Source organism: Kitasatospora sp. NPDC097643 (genome assembly GCF_040302625.1).
In the GTDB taxonomy this organism is placed as follows: domain Bacteria; phylum Actinomycetota; class Actinomycetes; order Streptomycetales; family Streptomycetaceae; genus Kitasatospora.
In genome coordinates, this window is sequence record NZ_JBEOSA010000003.1 from 170,769 (window position 1) to 188,027 (window position 17,259).

General features: G+C 74.8%; 15 protein-coding genes. 14 read left to right on the forward strand and 1 reads right to left on the reverse strand.

What is annotated here, in order from left to right:
- The first annotated feature begins 531 nt into the window (after positions 1 to 531).
- The 7 genes from ssd to ABTY15_RS03935 all read left to right on the forward strand — a co-directional run bounded on the left by ssd (position 532) and on the right by ABTY15_RS03935 (position 6,462).
- Positions 532 to 1,656, forward strand: a complete 1,125-nt coding sequence (gene ssd, locus ABTY15_RS03905) for a septum site-determining protein Ssd (RefSeq protein WP_350575523.1) — start codon at positions 532 to 534, stop codon at positions 1,654 to 1,656.
- Complete coding sequence (locus ABTY15_RS03910) at positions 1,656 to 3,017, forward strand: TadA family conjugal transfer-associated ATPase (RefSeq protein ID WP_350575526.1); 1,362 nt, start codon at positions 1,656 to 1,658, stop codon at positions 3,015 to 3,017. The genes ssd and ABTY15_RS03910 overlap by 1 nt, the downstream gene beginning before the upstream one ends.
- A gap of 431 nt (positions 3,018 to 3,448) precedes the next feature.
- Entirely contained in the window at positions 3,449 to 4,234 is a 786-nt protein-coding gene (locus ABTY15_RS03915) for a type II secretion system F family protein (protein WP_350575529.1), read from the forward strand.
- The gene (locus tag ABTY15_RS03920; RefSeq protein ID WP_350575532.1) at positions 4,234 to 5,064 is read left to right on the forward strand and encodes a type II secretion system F family protein; all 831 of its coding nucleotides are present in this window, start codon (positions 4,234 to 4,236) and stop codon (positions 5,062 to 5,064) included. Before ABTY15_RS03915 ends, ABTY15_RS03920 begins: the two co-directional genes overlap by 1 nt.
- A 246-nt stretch (positions 5,065 to 5,310) precedes the next feature.
- A complete protein-coding gene (locus ABTY15_RS39780; protein WP_502893412.1) occupies positions 5,311 to 5,445 on the forward strand; it encodes a DUF4244 domain-containing protein in 135 nt (44 codons plus the stop codon).
- Positions 5,446 to 5,530: 85 nt separating this feature from the next.
- Positions 5,531 to 5,893 (forward strand): TadE family type IV pilus minor pilin, encoded by a 363-nt coding sequence (locus tag ABTY15_RS03930; protein ID WP_502893413.1) that lies wholly within the window; start codon positions 5,531 to 5,533, stop codon positions 5,891 to 5,893.
- Entirely contained in the window at positions 5,881 to 6,462 is a 582-nt protein-coding gene (locus tag ABTY15_RS03935) for an Rv3654c family TadE-like protein (RefSeq protein ID WP_350575541.1), read from the forward strand. Before ABTY15_RS03930 ends, ABTY15_RS03935 begins: the two co-directional genes overlap by 13 nt.
- Here ABTY15_RS03935 and ABTY15_RS03940 read toward each other — a convergent pair.
- The gene (locus tag ABTY15_RS03940; RefSeq protein ID WP_350575544.1) at positions 6,457 to 8,838 is read right to left on the reverse strand and encodes a DEAD/DEAH box helicase; all 2,382 of its coding nucleotides are present in this window, start codon (positions 8,836 to 8,838) and stop codon (positions 6,457 to 6,459) included. The two genes, ABTY15_RS03935 and ABTY15_RS03940, sit on opposite strands and share 6 nt — an antisense overlap.
- 224 nt (positions 8,839 to 9,062) lie before the next feature.
- Here ABTY15_RS03940 and ABTY15_RS03945 point away from each other — a divergent pair, with 224 nt between their 5' ends.
- From ABTY15_RS03945 to topA, 7 genes are all read left to right on the forward strand, one after another.
- Positions 9,063 to 9,404 (forward strand): STAS domain-containing protein, encoded by a 342-nt coding sequence (locus ABTY15_RS03945; protein WP_350575546.1) that lies wholly within the window; start codon positions 9,063 to 9,065, stop codon positions 9,402 to 9,404.
- Positions 9,405 to 9,562: 158 nt separating this feature from the next.
- Positions 9,563 to 9,982, forward strand: coding sequence for an ATP-binding protein (locus tag ABTY15_RS03950; protein WP_350575549.1), 420 nt, complete (start codon positions 9,563 to 9,565; stop codon positions 9,980 to 9,982).
- 169 nt (positions 9,983 to 10,151) lie between these two features.
- Complete coding sequence (locus ABTY15_RS03955) at positions 10,152 to 10,520, forward strand: cyclophilin-like fold protein (protein WP_350575552.1); 369 nt, start codon at positions 10,152 to 10,154, stop codon at positions 10,518 to 10,520.
- Positions 10,521 to 10,677: 157 nt separating this feature from the next.
- Positions 10,678 to 11,424, forward strand: a complete 747-nt coding sequence (locus ABTY15_RS03960; RefSeq protein WP_350575554.1) for a hypothetical protein — start codon at positions 10,678 to 10,680, stop codon at positions 11,422 to 11,424.
- A gap of 236 nt (positions 11,425 to 11,660) precedes the next feature.
- Positions 11,661 to 13,193 (forward strand): DUF7059 domain-containing protein, encoded by a 1,533-nt coding sequence (locus tag ABTY15_RS03965; protein ID WP_350575556.1) that lies wholly within the window; start codon positions 11,661 to 11,663, stop codon positions 13,191 to 13,193.
- Positions 13,194 to 13,454: 261 nt separating this feature from the next.
- Complete coding sequence (locus ABTY15_RS03970) at positions 13,455 to 13,913, forward strand: DUF3592 domain-containing protein (RefSeq protein WP_350575558.1); 459 nt, start codon at positions 13,455 to 13,457, stop codon at positions 13,911 to 13,913.
- 323 nt (positions 13,914 to 14,236) lie between these two features.
- On the forward strand, positions 14,237 to 17,101 hold the full coding sequence (topA, locus tag ABTY15_RS03975; RefSeq protein ID WP_350575560.1) for a type I DNA topoisomerase: 2,865 nt from the start codon (positions 14,237 to 14,239) through the stop codon (positions 17,099 to 17,101).
- Positions 17,102 to 17,259 lie beyond the last annotated feature (158 nt).

Genomic DNA, 17,259 nt, shown 5'->3' on the forward strand with positions numbered 1-17,259 from the left:
CCCCGGCGGGGGTCGTCGCACGTCCGGGGCCATTTTCAGGGCTTGAATGCCTCTTGGCGCGGGTGCCGCGGTCGGACCGTCGGCGGTGTACAGGGGGTGTCGGCCGCTCGGTCCATCGACCACCTTTCGTCACTCTGCGTCGCCATTTGCACATGGACCCCGGTGGGGGCTCGGCTGGTTCCGTTCGGTGGTCCGGGCTGCTCCAGTGGTGTTCCGGGGCGGCTTCGACGGGTGTGCGTCGGGATGCCCGACGGGATCGGTGGGGGTGCCGGTTCATCTCGGCGATCCCCCATTCGTCAATTCTTCGCCGATTAGCCCCCCGCCCGGGTGAACGTTTTCATCCACAGCCCCCGAGTTGTCCACAGGCATTCGGATCGTGGATGACGTAATCCGGATCTCCCCCCACCGTGATGGTCGGCGGCGGTCGTCCGGGTCGGTCCTCACGGGCCGGCCGGTCGCCCGTCCGCCGGAACCGTCCGACACGCGCCAAGGACCGCCCCCGGTGGCCCGCGGCGCAGAGGGGAGACCACCATGTCGACGCCGATCGCCGACCACGTCACGGCCGACGGGCCCGGGGCCGCGGGCCCGCTCGTCGTCACGGCGGACGAGGGCCTGGCCGAGCACCTGCTGAGGCTCTGCGCGGCCGCGGGCACCGAACCGAGGCTGATCAGGGGAGCCCCGCCGCCGCGAGAGCTGTGGGAGGGGTCCTCGCTGGTACTGGTCGGGGACGACCAGGCCGAGCGCTGCGCCGGGCTGGGCCGTCGCAGCGGGGTGCTCCTGCTCGGGCTGGACCTCGACGACCCCGGGGTCTGGGTCAGGGCCGTCCAACTCGGCGCCGAGCACGTGCTGTTCCTGCCGGACGCCGAGGCCTGGCTGCTCGACCGGATCGCCGACGCCGCCGAGGGCGTCGGCAGCCCGGCGCTCACCGTCGCCGTGCTCGGCGGCCGGGGCGGGGCCGGGGCCTCGACCCTGGCCTGCGCCCTCGCGGTCACGGCCGCGCGGGCGGGCCGGCGGACCATACTCATCGACGGCGATCCGCTCGGCGGCGGCCTCGACATCCTGCTCGGCGGTGAGACGGCCCGCGGGCTGCGCTGGCCCGATCTCGCGGGCTCCCGCGGGCGGGTCAGCGGCGCCGAGCTGGCCCGGGCGCTGCCGGTGCTCAAACGGCTCTCCGCGCTGTGCTGCCTGTCCTGGGACCGCGGCGACACCCTGACCGTGCCGCCGGAGGCCATGCGCAGCGTGCTGGCCGCCTCCCGGCGGCGCGGCGGGCTGGTGGTGGTCGACGTACCGCGCCACCTCGACACGGCCGCCGGACAGGCGCTGGAGCAGTCCGACCTGGCGCTGTTGGTGGTGCCCGCCGAACTGCGCGCGGTGGCCGCCGCCGACCGGGTCGCGGCCGCCGCCCGGATGCGACTCGGGGACGTCCGGGCGGTGGTGAGACCGCTGAGGGCCGGCGGGCTCCCGGCTCGTCGGATCGCCCGCGGGCTGCGGCTCGAGCTCGCGGGGGAGTTGGAGCCGGAGCCGGGTCTGGCGGAGGACGTCGAGAAAGGCGTCCCGCCCGGGATCCGGGAGCACGGCCCGCTCGCGCGCTTCTGCGGGAGCTTCCTGAACGAGGTACTGCCGCCGGTGCCGGCGGTCGGAGGAGGGGTGTACTGATGATCGGTCTGCGGAGAACGGGACTGCGGGGCGCGGTGGTTGGCCAGGGCGACGGTGCGCGGGAGCACCGACCGCTCAGGAGCGTGCCACCGCCCGGCGGACCGCCCGGTGCACCACCCGGCGGACCACCCGGTGCGGAGCACCAGCCGTGCCCGTACGGGCGGACGGCCCGGGAGGAACGGACGGCGGCCCTGGTGGACGCGGTGCGGCTGCGGCTGGCCGAGTCGGGTGCCGCCCCGACGGCGGGCTCGGTCGCGGCCGTGCTGCGGGCCACCCGGCCACCGCTCGGCGGGGGCGACGTCCTGGACACCGTGCGCTCGCTGCGCGCCGAACTGGTGGGTGCGGGCCCGCTGGACCGGCTGCTGGCGGCGCCCGACGTCACGGACGTCCTGGTGAACGGTCCGGAGGAGGTGTGGGTCGACCGTGGCGGCGGCCTGCACCGGGCGACGGGCGTTCGCTTCGCCGATGCCGAGGCGGTGCGGCGGCTGGCCCACCGGCTGGCCACGGCGGCCGGGCGGCGGCTGGACGACGCCCGGCCCTGGGTGGACGCCCGACTGCCGGACGGTACCCGGTTGCACGCCGTGCTGCCGCCGATCGCGGCCGGCTGCACGCACATCTCGCTGCGGGTCTGTCGGCCCCGGCCGTTCACGCTCGACGAGCTGGTGACCGGCCGGGCGCTGCCACCGGAGGGCGCCGAGCTGCTGGACGCCATCGTGCGGGCCCGGCTGTCGCTGCTCGTGTCGGGTGGCACGGGTACGGGCAAGACCACCCTCCTCGCGGCCCTGCTCGGGCTGGTCGGTCCGGGCGAGCGGATCGTCGTCGCCGAGGACTCCGCCGAACTCCGGCCGGCCCATCCCCACGTCGTCCGCCTGCAGAGCAGACCGCCCAACCAGGAGGGGCTGGGCGAGCTCACCCTGCGGGACCTCGTTCGGCAGGCGCTGCGGATGCGCCCGGACCGGCTGGTCATCGGGGAGGTGCGCGGGGCCGAGGTCTCCGACCTGCTGGCCGCGTTGAACACCGGGCACGAGGGCGGGTGCGGCACCGTTCACGCCAACACGGCGGCGGACGTGCCGGTCCGGTTGGAGGCGCTGGGCTCGCTGGCGGGGCTCGACCGGCCCGCCCTGCACAGCCAACTCCGGGCCGCGCTGGACGTGGTGGTCCACCTCGTCCGGGAGCCGGGCACGGGGCGGCGCCGGGTGGCGGAGATCCACACGCTGGCGGGGGACCGGGACGGGCTGGCGGTGACGACACCGGCGGTGGGGTTCCCGGCGCGCGGCGGCATGACCCCCGGGGTCGGCTGGGAGCGGCTGGTCGGGCTGTTGGCGGCGCGCGGGGTGGCGTTCACGGCGGGGTCGCCGTGACGGTGGCGGCTGTGGGGCTCGCGGCGGTCGTGGGGCTCGCCAGCCCGGGGGTTCGCGTGGTGGAGCTCGCCTTCGTCCTGCTGCTGGGCGGGTGTGCGACGGGCGCCGTGGCCCTGCTCGGAGCCTGGGGCAGGAGAGATCGATGAGGCTGGGAGGAAGGTGGCGTGATGGATGGTCAGACGAGGCTCAGCTGGGCGATGGTGCTGTGCGCGCTGGCCCTGGCGGGCTGGCGCGCGGTACAGGAACAGGCACCCGGTGGGCGGCGGTCCAGGCTGGTGCCGGTCGGTGGCGGGCCTCCTGCGGGCCTTCGGTGGCCCTGGCGGTCGGATCCGCCAGGCCTGCCGGATCGGCCGGGCTCGCACGGCTTGCCGGGTCTGTCGGCGGTACGGCGTGGGCGGGGCTCCTTCCGGCCCCGGCTGCCGGACTGGCTGATGCCCGAACTGCTGCTGCTCCCCGCGGGGTTGGCCGTCGGGTGGGCGACCGCCTCGCCGGTGCCGGTCCTCGTCGGCGCCCTGGCCGTACTGCCGCTGCGGAGCTGGCGGCAGCGGCGGTGGCTGGCGGCCCGGTCCCGGCAGCGGGCGGCGGCCGTGATCGAGCTCTGCGCCGCGCTGGCCGGGGAGTTGCGGGGCGGGGCGACGCCCGAGCAGGCACTGCACCTGGTCACGGCGCGCCTCGCCGCCGACCGGGACGGGCTGCGCCGGCTCGGCGAGGAGCCGGTCGCCCGGCTCGCGGCGGGCCGGTACGGCGGGGACGTGCCCGCGGCGTTCCAACTACTCGCCGAACTGCCGGGCGGGAGTGGGGCGGTGGCGATCGCGGCCTGCTGGCGGGTGGCCTCCGACGGTGGGTCGGGGCTGGCCGTCGCGCTGGACCGGGTCGCGGAGGCGCTGCGCGCCGAGCGGGCGCTGGCGGAGGAGATCGCCGGGGAGCTGGCGGGGCCGCGGGCGACGGTCGCGGTGCTGGCCGCCCTGCCGGTCGCCGGGCTGCTGCTGGGCTCGGCGCTCGGGGCCAGGCCGGTGGACGTCCTGCTGCACACACCGGCCGGGTTGGGCTGCCTGGTGGCCGGGGCGGTCCTGGAGGGTGCGGGCGTGCTCTGGACGACCCGGATCGTCCGGACGGCGGCCCGGGGTGGTCTGGCGGCCGAGCCGAGGCCTGCCGGGCACGAGCGGTGCGGGCTCTCCCGGGTGCGGGGGCTCCGGGAGGGGGTGGTGTCGGGGTGATGAGGGCCGTCGGGTGGGTGGCCGCCGGAGCTGTACTGCCGTCGGCGCTGTTGCTGTGGCTGGCGAGGGCGGTGGTGGTGGTGCGAGGGCGGGTGCTGCGGCGCAGGCGGGTGCGGGCCTGCTTCCGGGAGTGGGTGGGCGCGCCGGAGCGGACGGGCGGCCCGGTGCCCGTCGGGCCGGCGGCGCGGGCGGGGCCGTTCGCGCGGGGCGGTGGCGAACGCCTTCGGCGGGCCGGCCCGGCGGCCGGTGCCGGGATCGGGGTGGCGTTGCTGCTCGGCGGCGTCGCCGGGGTGGTCATCGGAGTGTTGCTGGCGGCCGGCCTCTACCACCGCGGGGTCCGCGCGCGGACCCCGACGGACCGGCGGGCGGCTCAGGACGAGGAGCTGCTGACCCGACAACTCCCACTGAGCGCCGAGCTGCTGGCGGCCTGCCTCGGCTCCGCGGACTCGCCCTCCGGGGCGGTCTCGGCGGTCGGCCGGAGTGTCGGTGCGCCGATGGGGCCCCGGCTGGTGGCGATCGGCGCCGAACTGGCGCTGGGCGCACCGCCGGAGCTGTGCTGGGGCCGGCTGGAGGAGCGGCACCCGTCGCTGGCACCACTGGCCCGCTGCCTGGTCCGGACGAGCCTCGGCGGGGCCCCGGCGGCCGGGACGCTGGTCGCGCTCGCCCGGGAGCAGCGGACGGCGGCCGCCCGGGCTGCCCACGCCCGGGTCCGCCGGGCGGGGGTGCTGGCCACCGCGCCGCTGGGCCTCTGCTTCCTCCCGGCCTTCGTCCTCATCGGGGTGGTCCCGGTCGTCATCGGGCTCACCGCCCGGTTCGCACAGGCGATGTGACGAGACGAAGCGTCGCAGGCGTGGGCCCGAGTACCTGGAATTCCTTGCAGGAGACATCGTCAGAGACGGATTCGTCACAGACGGGTTCGTCGGAGACAGGAGAGACACATGGCAGTAGTGATCGCAGCCCGACAGAGCACCGGACACCCGCTTCGGGAGTGGCCCAGGATGTGGCGGCGCAGGAGCCGCTGGGCGGCCCGTCGGGCTCGTGGGCTGGCCCGGGCCAGGAGCAGGTCGGACAGCGGGATGACCACGGCCGAGTACGCCGTCGGGACGCTGGGCGCCTGCGCCCTCGCCGCCGGGCTGTACAAGGTGGTGACCAGTGCGACCGTCATGGGGGCGCTGACCGACGTCCTGGAAAGGGCGCTCCATGCGACCTAGCCGGGCGGCGGGGCGTGGCGGGTGCGCGCCGTCCCTGCGGCCGGGGCGGCGCGGGGATGGGGGCTTCGTCACGGCGGAGACCGCGGTGGCCTTGCCGGCGCTCGTCCTGCTGGCGGCGATGCTGGTCTGGGGCGTGCTCGCGGCGGCCGCGCAGCTGCGCTGCGTGGATGCGGCCCGGGTGGGTGCCAGGGCGGCCGCGCGGGGGGAGGCGGACGCCGCCGGTCTGGCCCGCGCGGCCGCTCCGCCGGGGGCCGAGGTGCGGGTGGCGATGGCGGCCGACACGGTGCGGGTCGAGGTGGACGCGCCGTGCGCGGCACCGGGCCGGCTCGGCGGTCTGCTCGCGGTGCGGCTGGGCGCGGCGGCGGTGGCGGCGCGGGAGGACACCCTGCCGGGAGTCCCCGGAGCCGGGGGAGTCGCGGGAGGAGGTGGTGGTGCGTGGCCGTCCTGACCGTCCGCGCCGTCCCGACGGTCCGGGCCGTCCGGGCCCTCCGGGCCGGCTCGGCGTGCGCGGCTCGCCGGTTGGCGCGGGCGCGGAGCGACCGGGTGGCCGCGACGGGCGGGCGTGGTCCGGACGCCGGCTCGGCGACGGTCTGGCTGCTGTCCTTGGCGTTGCTGGGCACCGGCACCTTCGCCGCGACGATCTCGGTCGGCGCGGTGCTGGGCGCCCGGCACCGGGCCGAGTCGGCCGCCGATCTGGCCGCCCTCGCGGCGGCGGACCGGCTGCTGTTGGACCCGGACGGCGGGTGCGGCCGGGCCGCCGGGATCGCCGCCGCGCAGGGGGCCGCTCTGGTGTCCTGCGCGGTGGACCGGCCGGCGGACGCGGTGGAGGTGGTGGCCGAGGTGGCGGCCGGTGGGTTGCCGGTGCGCCTGCCGGTCGGCCCGGCGCGCGCCCGGGCCAGGGCCGGGCCGGTCCGGGCCCCGGTCACCGCGGCCGAGGACGGCCTCGGGGCAACCGCTGATGCCCCGGGCCCGCCCGGCCCGCCCGGCCCGTCCGGTACTGCGGGGATGGGCTCATGAGTCGGCCGCTGGTGGCCCGTCCGGGGCCGCTGCGGAGCTCGCGTCCGGGGCGTCCGCCGCCTCGGGGGCGCCGGCCAGTAGGACGTCCAGGAGCCGGACGGCGGCGGCCTTGTCCAAGGGGTCGTTCCCGTTGCCGCACTTGGGCGACTGGACGCAGGACGGGCAGCCGCGGTCGCACTCGCAGGAGGCGATCGCCTCGCGGGTGGCGGTCAGCCACCGGACGGCCCGCTGGAAGCCGCGTTCGGCGAAGCCGGCCCCGCCCGGGTGGCCGTCGTAGACGAACACGGTGGGCAGTTCGGTGTCGGGGTGCAGCGGGACGGAGACGCCGCCGATGTCCCAGCGGTCGCAGGTCGCGAACAGCGGCAGCAGCCCGATCGAGGCGTGCTCGGCGGCGTGGGCGGCGCCGGGCAGCTGGTCGAGCGGGATGTCGGCGTCGAGCAGCTGGTCCTCGGTGACGGACCACCAGACCGCGCGGGTGCGCAGGGTGCGGGGCGGCAGGTCGAGCTTGGTCTCGCCCATGATTTCCCCGGTGGAGATCCGCTTCCGGAGGTAGCCGACCACCTGGTTGACCACCTCCACCGAGCCGAAGCTGAGGCGGCCCTCGCCCCAGTGGACGGTGGTGTCGGTGCCGAGCACGGAGATGGAGGTGATGTCGCGGGCGGACGTGGTGTACGGCGGGTCGGCGGGTTCGACCAGGGCGACCGAGTCCTCCAGGTCGAGCTCGCGGACCAGGAAGGTGCGCCCCTGGTGGAGGTGGACAGCCCCGGTGTGCACGGTGGTGTGGGCGGCCGCGGCGTCCACCGTGCCGAGCAGCCGACCGGTGTCGGCCTCGACGATCTGCACCGGGGTGCCGCCGCTGCCGCGCAGGTCGACGGCGTCGGCCGCGCGTTCCCGGCGGGTCCAGTACCAGGAGCCGTCACCGCGCCGGCGCAGCAGGCCGCGCCGTTCCAGGACCGGCAGCAGCGGTTCGGTGGAGGGCCCGAACAGCTCCAGGTCGGCGTCGGTGAGCGGGAGTTCGGCGGCGGCCGCGCACAGGTGCGGGGCGAGGACGTGCGGGTTGTCGGGGTCGAGCACGGTGGCCTCGACGGGTGCCGCGAACAGCGCCTCCGGGTGGTGCACCAGGTAGGTGTCCAGCGGGTCGTCCCGGGCGATCAGGACGGCCAGCGCGCCCTGGGCCTCGCGGCCGGCCCGGCCCGCCTGCTGCCAGAGCGAGGCCCGGGTGCCCGGGTAACCGGCCATCAGGACGGCGTCCAGGCCGGAGATGTCGACGCCGAGTTCGAGAGCGGAGGTGGAGGCGAGTCCGAGTAGCCGGCCGGTGTGCAGGTCGCGTTCCAGGGCCCGGCGTTCGTCGGCGAGGTAGCCGCCGCGGTAGGCGGCCACCCGGTCGGCGAGCGGTCGGCCGAGCTGGTCCTGGGTCTGCAGGGCGACGAGTTCGGCGGCGCGGCGGGAGCGGACGAAGACGACCGTGCGGGTCTGCTGTTCGACCAGGTCGGTCAGCAGGTGGGCGGCCTCGGCGGTGGCCGTGCGGCGCACGGGTGCGCCGTGCTCGCCCACGTTCTCGGTCAGTGGCGGCTCCCACAGGCCGAAGACCATCGGCCCGCGCGGCGAGGCGTCCTCGGTGACGGCCAGGGCCGGCAGGCCGGTGAGGCGCTGGGCGGTGGCGGCCGGGTCGGCGGTCGTGGCGGAGGCGAGCAGGAAGGTGGGGGACGAACCGTACCGGGCACAGATGCGGCGCAGCCGACGCAGCACCTGGGCGACGTGCGAGCCGAACACGCCCCGGTAGCTGTGGCACTCGTCGACGACCACGTAGCGCAGGGCCTTGAGGAAGGAGGACCAACGGGCATGGGCGGGCAGGATGCCGCGATGGAGCATGTCCGGGTTGGTGAGCACGTACGAGGCGTACTGGCGGACCCACTCGCGCTCCTCGGGCGGGGTGTCGCCGTCGTAGAGCGCGGCCCGGACCCGGGGCGGGGCGAGTTCGGCGGCCCGGCGGCGCTGGTCGGCGGCGAGTGCCTTGGTCGGGGCCAGGTAGAGCGCGGTGGCGCCACGCCCGTTGCGGGCCTCGGTGCCCTCCAGCAGGTCGCTGAGGACCGGCGCCAGGTAGCCGAGCGACTTGCCCGAGGCGGTGCCTGTGGCGATCACCACAGTCTGTCCGTTTTTGGCCAGGTTCATGGCTTCCGCCTGGTGTGCCCAGGGCTGTTCCACTCCGACCGCGAGCGCGGCGGCCACGATCTCGGGTCGGATCGAGTCGGGCCACGGCGAATAACGGGCAGGTCGGGCGGGAAGGTGCTCCGTATGGGTGAGCCGGTCGGACCGCCCCCTGGTGGTGGACAGGGTCGTGAGCAGTGCCTCGGGCAGGCTGTGTCGGGGCGGCATGAGGACCCAGTGTGTCACCGGCGTGACGGAGAATCGTCGTAAGCCATCGTGCGGGCATGGTCGCAGGTGGTTGAATGTGGCCGTGACGGCCGTATGGCCGTGGGTCGCAGCGCCGAGGCTTGCCACGCGTTGGCTGGGGCGCGCCCGGGGCTCGCGACCATGCGGTGGCGGCCGTCCGGCCGAGGATCGCACATGACGTAGCAAGGCAAGGTGCTGGAGGTTCCGTGGACCTGTCCCTGTCGACCCGTTCAGTCGGCGATCGTACGGTCGTCGAGGTTGGCGGCGAGATCGATGTGTACACCGCCCCGAAGCTGCGGGAGCAGCTGGTCGAGCTCGTCAACGAGGGCAAGTACCACCTCGTCGTCGACATGGAAGGCGTCGACTTCCTCGACTCGACCGGCCTGGGTGTGCTGGTGGGCGGGCTGAAGCGGGTGCGCGCCCATGAGGGCTCGCTGCGCCTCGTCTGCAACCAGGAGCGCATCCTGAAGATCTTCCGCATTACCGGCCTGACCAAGGTCTTCCCGATCCACACCTCGGTGGACGACGCGGTCAGCGCGACCGACTGACGCGGCCGGGCCGGTCCGTGTGGCCGGCCCGCCCGATTCACGCGTCCGGGGTGCCGGGGCTCGCGGGCCCCGGTGCTTCCCGGCCGCCCCAGGGCCGGTTCAGCCGGCCCGCAGGGGCCGCACCTCCGGCCCCGGTCGGAGCACCCCGAGGGGGAGAGATGGCAACCGTCGAACTTCGATTCAGTGCGCTTCCCGAGCACGTGCGGACGGCCCGGCTGGTCGCCGCGGCTGTCGCCAGACGGGCCGGCGTCGACGAGTCGGTGCTCGACGAGGTACGGCTCGCGGTCGGCGAGGCGTGCTCCCGAGCGGTCGGTCTGCACCAGCGCGGTGGCATCGGCGGCACGGTCCGGGTCGCGCTCACCGATCAGGAGAAGCGTTTCCTCATCGAGGTCGAGGACGAGGCCGGCCCCGTCGCCGTCCCGGCCTCCGGTGCGTCCGAGGGCGCCGACCCGGAGGAGGACACCCTGGGCCTCGCCGTGATCACCGGTCTGGTCGAGGACCTGGAGGTCACCAACGGCGCGGGCGGCGGGCTGATCCGGATGAGCTGGCCGGTCTCGGTCGCCTCTGTGGCGGTCTGAGGGCCCTCCCGGCGGATCGGCCCGAGTTCGATCCCGTTCACCAGTCGCTGTCCCGGTCCCCGTCCCAGTCCCTGGGAACGCGTTGACAAATTGTTGAGCCCGGCGGTTCCCTGCTTCCGGCACGACCGGGTCCGATCACCGATCGGACCAGTCGCGGAAGAGGACGTACATGCGGATTCGCATTCTGTGGCCCGCCGGGCAGGCCACCGCCACGCTGGCGGCCACACCCACCGCCGAGGCGCTCTGGGCCGAGCTGCCGATCAGTTCGTCGGCGAGCACCTGGGGCGAGGAGGTCTACTTCGGCACGCCGGTCAGCGTTCCGCGCGAGGACGACGCCCGGCAGGTCGTCGAGCCGGGCACGGTCGCGTTCTGGACGGACGGCGACAGCCTCGCGCTGCCGTACGGGCCGACGCCGATCTCCCGCGGTGACGAGTGCCGACTGGCCAGCCCCTGCAACATCCTCGGCGCGCTGGACGGCGACGCCCAGGTGCTGCGGACGGTCCGGTCCGGTGACCCGATCCGCGTCGAGCGGGCCTGAGCGGCGCCGGGGAGCGTTCGGCGGCCGCGCCGTCGGGTGCGTTCGGTGTGCTCGGTGTGCTCAGCGCGTTCGAGGGCGGGAACCGGGAACCGGGGAGCGGGCGGTGGCCGTGTAGGTTCAACGACCGAAGACGACCGAAACCGAAAGGCCTCTCCCGGTGAACAAGCGACTGCTGGCCGTACCCGCTCTCGGCGCGCTGCTCGCGTTCGGCGCTGTCGGCTGCGGCGACGACAACAGCAAGCAGCTGGAGTCCTGGGCGTCGAACGTCTGCGGCGCGGCCAAGGACCCGATCGCCCAGGCGCAGGCCGCGCTCGCCGACACCGGCCAGGTGAAGACCGGCGAGGCCCCGGTCGACCTGCAGAAGCGGCTCTCGGCGGACATCGGACGCCTCGCCAAGACCAACCAGGACATAGCGGCGGCCATCGACGCGGCCGGTGCCCCCAAGGTGGAGGACGGCGCGAACCTGCAGAAGGACACCATCGCCGAGCTGAAGAAGGCGGCCGACGGCTACCAGGACGTCCAGAAGAAGCTGGACGCGGTGAACACCACGGACCGGTCGAAGTTCGCGGACGGGCTGCGTAGCGTCTCCGACCAGATCCAGCAGCTGGCCTCGCTGTCCACCCAGGCGCAGGGCAAGCTGCAGCGCGGCGAACTCGGCGCCGCCATGGCCAAGCAGGAGGGGTGCAAGCCGAGCTCGGCCGCCCCCACCGACGGTGCCGGCACCCCGGCCACCGGCACCCCGGGCGCCGGGGCGACCGGCGCACCCAGCGGTACGCCCACGCCGGGAGCGACGGACGCCACCAGCCCGGCGGCCACCCCCGGAGCGAACGCCACCACGACGGCCCCGCCGACCACCCCGACCACCCCGGCCACCCCGCCCACTCCCGCGCCCAGCGCGAGCTGAGCCCGGGAGCCGCTCGAACGCCCCATTGCGCCCCATCGCGCCCTACGGTCCGCACGGCGGGCCCGGCGCGGTGGGGCGCATGCATGTCCGGGCGGTGGCGGGGGTGCGGTCGGAGGGAGGGGTGTCTCCCGGCGGGCGGGCAGCGGGCTGCCGGTAGGTAGCCGGGCGGGGGCGGTGGGGGCTGCCGCCGGGCGGGTGCGGGGGCTGGGGGGTGTGGGCCGGGGGACAATGGCGGGGTGATCAGTAGCCCCGTTCTCGACCCGACCCGCCTCGCCAAGCTGCGCGAGGCGCTGCTCGCCGCCTCGTTCACCGCCGACGGCTGCCTCGACCTGCTCGGGCCCACCGGCTACGCGGCGCTGGCCCGTAGCGAGGCGGTGCCGGCGCTGCGCGCGACCAGGGGCGGCAGTCCGCTGGAGACGCTGGTCCGGCTGTTCCTGCTCCAGCAGTCGGTGCCGTACCAGGCGGCCGCCGCCGCGCTGCCGGTCGAGGACTGCCTGGCCGACGGCTGGTTGCGCCCGGACGGCGATCTGGTGCGTGCCACGGTGGACGTCCGGCCGTACGCCAACGAGGTGGCCGGGATGCCCAGTTCGGATGCCTGGGTGGTGTCCGACCTGGGCTGCGCGGTCGGCGGCGCGGGCGGCATCGGCTCCGGCGAGACCGCGCACGGGGTGGCCCGCAAGGACCTGGTGCTCGGTGTCGGCGGCGCCTCCACCACGCTGGCCAACATCACCGTGCGCCGCCCCGTCCGGGCCGCGCTGGACCTCGGCTCGGGCTCCGGCGTACAGGCGCTGCACGCGGCCCGGCACGCCCAGCAGGTCACCGCCACCGACCTCAATCCGCGCGCCCTGCGGTTCACCGAACTGACCCTGGCGCTGTCCGGGTTCGACAACACCGAGGCCCGCACCGGCAGCCTTTTCGAGCCGGTCGGGCAGCGCCGGTTCGACCTGATCGTCTCCAACCCGCCCTTCGTCATCTCGCCGGCCGGCCGGTTCACCTACCGTGACGGCGGGATGGCCGGCGACGACCTCTGCCGCAGCCTGGTCCGGTCGGCGGCCGACCACCTGGAGCCGGGTGGTTACTGCCAGTTGCTGGCCAACTGGCAGCACGTCAAGGGCGAGGACTGGCACGAGCGGCTGGCCGGTTGGGTGGCGGGCACCGGCCTGGACGCCTGGATCGTCCAGCGCGAGGTCCAGGACGTCGCCCAGTACGCCGAGTTGTGGCTGCGCGACGGCGGCGACCACCGTGGCCCGGGCGGCGACTACCAGGCCCGGTACGGCGAGTGGCTGGACGCCTTCGAGGCGGGCCGGGTCGAGGGCATCGGGATGGGCTGGATCACCCTGCGGGCGGGCGGCGCCGAGCGTCCGACCGTCCGGGTGGAGGAGTGGCCGCACCCCGTGGAGCAGCCGCTCGGCCCGCACATCGAGGAGTGGTTCGACCGGCAGGACTTCCTGCGCTCGCACGACGACGCGGGCCTGCTCGCGGCCCGGTACGTGCTGGCCGACGAGGTGGTGCAGGAGCAGGTCGGCGCGCCGGGCGCGGAGGATCCGGAGCACGTGATCCTGCGTCACAACCGCGGCATGCGGCGGGCCACCAAGGTGGACACGGTGGGTGCCGGGTTCGTCGGGGTGTGTGACGGGTCGCTGTCGGCGGGGGAGATCGTGGACGCCATCGCGCACCTGCTCGGCGAGGACCGGGTGGTGCTGCGGGACCGGGTGCCGGAGTCGCTGCGACTGCTGACCGAGCAGGGGTTCATCCGCCCGGTCGGCTGATCGCCGGGCACCTCCCGAGCGTCCTGGGCGTTCCGGCCGCGTTCCGGCCGCGTCCCGGGGCGTTCCGGCCGCGCCCAGGGGTGCGCCGGGTACGCCCGGGCGCGCGCCGGATTTCCGCCGCGCGCCCGGCGCGGTGCCCGGTTCACCTTCCCGTACCCCCTGGTTCGTCCGGTGGTCGCCGCCCGGCCGTCCCCCGTTGGCCCCTGGCTGTGAAGCTCTGTCCACAGGCTGTGGACAGAGCTGGGGAGCCGGGGGCCAGGGGTGGACACGACGACGGCGACGGTGGGCGGGGCCGTGCTCGCCCTCTTCGGTGGCGTACTGCTGCTCTGGTGCGCCGCCGAAGTGCGCCTTCGCCACCGGGTGCGCCGCCGGGGGGTGCCGGCCGTCGCCACCGTCGTCGCCGAGGACGACGCGCACGGTCAGCTCGACAGCGCGCCGCTGCTCTCCTTCTCCGCGTTGCCCGCCGTGGACGGTCCCGGCACCGGTCGGATCGCCGAGCTGGTGGTCACCCGTCCGCGCGGTCACACCCCGCTGCGCCGTCCGGACCGCTTCACGCCCGGCACGTCGGTGCACATCTGCTACGACCCGCGGCGCCCGAGTCGGGCCGTGTTCGCGGCGGGGGAGGTGGGTCGCGGCGCGGTCGCCGACCTGCTGTGGAGCGTCCTGGGGATGGGCTGCCTGGCGGCCGGTGCCGGACTGCTCGCCGCTGTCGGCGGCTGACGCCCGGCCGCGGCCGCCGCGGACGTCGATTTTCCGTTGACAGATTTTGAAATCCGTCATTCCATCCTCCGGAACCCGCCGAAGCCCCCCTCCACGGGGCGCGAACCTCCGTCATCGGGTTACCGTTCGAGTGGCGTCGGTGAGCCCGGCAAGCGAAAAAGCGGGATCAGTCCGTTTGACAAGGGTGGCCGGGGTACGGTCACACTCCGCTGGTGGGGTCGTCGTGCAGCGGCAACCCCGGGACGGTGGAGGGGTCGGGCGGAGCGCAGCCCGTGCTGCCAGCGCCGACCAGCCCACATAACGACCGGGAGAGAAGAGCGAAGGTGTCCCCGAGCAGCGAGACCGCGCACGGACAGCGACTCGTCATTGTCGAGTCGCCGGCCAAGGCGAAGACGATCAAGGGCTACCTGGGCCCCGGCTACATCGTCGAGGCGAGCGTCGGGCACATCCGCGACCTGCCCAGCACCGCGGCCGAGGTGCCGGACAAGTACACCGGTGAGGTGCGCCGCCTCGGAGTGGACGTCGACCATGACTTCGCGCCCATCTACGTGGTCAACGCGGACAAGAAGTCCCAGGTCAGCAAGTTGAAGTCGCTGCTCGCGGAGTCCGACGAGCTCTTCCTCGCCACCGATGAGGACCGCGAGGGCGAGGCCATCGCGTGGCACCTCCAGCAGGTGCTGAAGCCCAAGGTGCCGGTGCACCGGATGGTGTTCCACGAGATCACCAAGTCGGCGATCCAGGAGGCGGTCGCCAACCCGCGCGAGCTCAACCAGCGCCTGGTCGACGCCCAGGAGACCCGCCGCATCCTCGACCGCCTGTACGGCTTCGAGGTCTCGCCGGTGCTGTGGAAGAAGGTCATGCCGAAGCTCTCGGCCGGCCGCGTGCAGTCCGTCGCGACCCGCCTGGTGGTCGAGCGCGAGCGCGAGCGGATGGCCTTCCGCTCCGCCTCCTACTGGGACCTGGTCGGCACCTTCGGCACCGGACGCACCCCGGCCGACTCGGCCAACCCGGAGACCTTCGGCGCCCGGCTCTCCTCGGTCGACGGCAAGCGGATCGCCAGCGGCCGCGACTTCGGCTCGGACGGCCGGCTGAAGGCCGGCAGCGCCAACACCCTGCACCTGGACGAGCAGGCGGCCCGTCAGCTGGTCGCCGCCCTGGAGCAGACCGCGTTCGGCGTCCGCGGCGTCGAGTCCAAGCCCTACCGCCGCTCGCCCTACGCGCCGTTCCGCACCACCACGCTCCAGCAGGAGGCCAGTCGCAAGCTGGGCTTCGGCGCCAAGCGGACCATGCAGGTGGCCCAGAAGCTGTACGAGAACGGCTTCATCACCTATATGCGCACCGACTCCACCACGCTGTCGGACACCGCGGTCTCCGCCGCCCGCGCGCAGGTCACCCAGCTGTACGGCGCGGACTACCTGCCGGACGCCCCGCGCACCTACGCCAGCAAGGTGAAGAACGCGCAGGAGGCGCACGAGGCCGTCCGCCCGTCCGGCGACCGCTTCCGCACCCCCGCCGAGACCGGCCTGACCGGTGACGACTTCAGGCTGTACGAGCTGATCTGGATGCGCACCGTGGCCTCCCAGATGAAGGACGCGGTCGGCCAGTCGGTGACCGTCAAGGTCGGCGGCACCTCCGCCGACGGCCGGGACGTCGAGTTCTCCGCCTCCGGCAAGATCATCACCTTCCACGGCTTCCTCAAGGCCTACGTCGAGGGCGCCGACGACCCCAACGCCGAGCTCGACGACCGCGAGCGCCGGCTGCCGCAGGTCGCCGAGGGCGACCCGCTGGCCGCCGAGCAGCTCACCCCCGAGGGCCACGCCACCAAGCCGCCGGCGCGCTACACCGAGGCCTCGCTGGTCAAGGAGCTGGAGGACCGGGAGATCGGCCGCCCCTCCACCTACGCCTCGATCATCGACACGATCATCCAGCGCCGGTACGTGTTCAAGAAGGGCACGGCGCTCGTCCCGTCGTTCCTCTCCTTCGCCGTGGTCAACCTGCTGGAGAAGCACTTCGGCCGACTGGTCGACTACGACTTCACCGCCAAGATGGAGGACGACCTCGACCGGATCGCGGCCGGTGAGGCGCAGTCCGTGCCGTGGCTGAAGCGCTTCTACTTCGGCGAGGGCGAGGGCCACGCCGCGGGCGGCGCCGCCGAGGCCGGCAACGGCGACGGCGACCACCTGGGCGGCCTGAAGGAGCTCGTCACCGACCTCGGTGCGATCGACGCCCGGGAGATCAGCTCGTTCCGGATCAGCGACGACCTCACCCTGCGGGTCGGCCGCTACGGCCCGTACGTCGAGCGCGCCTCCGTCGTCGAGGGCGAGCCCGGCCAGCGCGCCGACATCCCGGACGACCTGCCGCCGGACGAGCTCACCGTCGAGCTCGCCGAGGAGCTGCTGGCCAAGCCCAGCGGCGACTTCGAGCTCGGGCCGGACCCGGTCAGCGGCAACATGCTGGTCGCCAAGGACGGCCGCTACGGCCCGTACGTGACCGAGATCCTGCCCGAGGGCACGCCCAAGACCGGCAAGAACGCGGTCAAGCCGCGCACCGCCTCCCTCTTCAAGACGATGTCGCTGGACACCGTCACCCTGGAGGACGCGCTGCGGCTGCTCTCGCTGCCGCGGGTGGTCGGCACCGACGCCGAGGGCGCGGAGATCACCGCGCAGAACGGCCGCTACGGCCCGTACCTCAAGCGCGGCACCGACTCCCGCTCGCTCACCAGCGAGGACCAGCTCTTCACGATCACCCTCGACGAGGCGCTGGCGATCTACGCCCAGCCCAAGCAGCGAGGCCGGGCCGCCGCCGCCCCGCCGCTCAAGGAGCTGGGCGTCGACCCGGTCAGCGAGCGCCCGGTGGTGGTCAAGGACGGCCGCTTCGGCCCGTACGTGACCGACGGCGAGACCAACGCCACGCTGCGCAAGGACGACGAGGTCGAGACCATCACGCCGGAGCGCGGCTACGAGCTGCTCGCCGAGAAGCGGGCGCGCGGGCCGGTGAAGAAGACGGCGAAGAAGGCCCCGGCGAAGAAGGCGGCGGCCAAGAAGGCCACCGCGACCAAGACCGCCGCCACCAAGACGGCGGCCAAGAAGACGGCGGCGAAGAAGACCACGACCGCCAAGACCACGGCCGCCAAGACCGCGGCGAAGAAGACGGCGGCCAAGAAGACCGCCGCCGGCGACGAGGGCTGATCCCGCGTCGGTGCCGCCGGGCCCGCGCCCCCTCCCGGAGGGGGCGCGGGCCCGGCGTCCGTCCGGGGCCGGGCCGAGCGGTGTCCGCGGCCGGGCCGGGGAGGGCCGACGGCCGGTCGGGTGACGTCCGCAGTCGGCCCGGGGGGCGTTCGCAGGCG

Coding starts and splice junctions, on each gene's coding strand:
- ABTY15_RS39780 (WP_502893412.1), top strand. CDS start 5,311: ATGACCACGGCCGAGTACGCCGTCGGGACGCTGGGCGCCTGCGCCCTC.
- ssd (WP_350575523.1), top strand. CDS start 532: ATGTCGACGCCGATCGCCGACCACGTCACGGCCGACGGGCCCGGGGCC.
- ABTY15_RS03920 (WP_350575532.1), top strand. CDS start 4,234: ATGAGGGCCGTCGGGTGGGTGGCCGCCGGAGCTGTACTGCCGTCGGCG.
- ABTY15_RS03950 (WP_350575549.1), top strand. CDS start 9,563: ATGGCAACCGTCGAACTTCGATTCAGTGCGCTTCCCGAGCACGTGCGG.
- ABTY15_RS03915 (WP_350575529.1), top strand. CDS start 3,449: ATGCCCGAACTGCTGCTGCTCCCCGCGGGGTTGGCCGTCGGGTGGGCG.
- ABTY15_RS03955 (WP_350575552.1), top strand. CDS start 10,152: ATGCGGATTCGCATTCTGTGGCCCGCCGGGCAGGCCACCGCCACGCTG.
- ABTY15_RS03940 (WP_350575544.1), bottom strand. CDS start 8,838: ATGCCGCCCCGACACAGCCTGCCCGAGGCACTGCTCACGACCCTGTCC.
- ABTY15_RS03910 (WP_350575526.1), top strand. CDS start 1,656: ATGATCGGTCTGCGGAGAACGGGACTGCGGGGCGCGGTGGTTGGCCAG.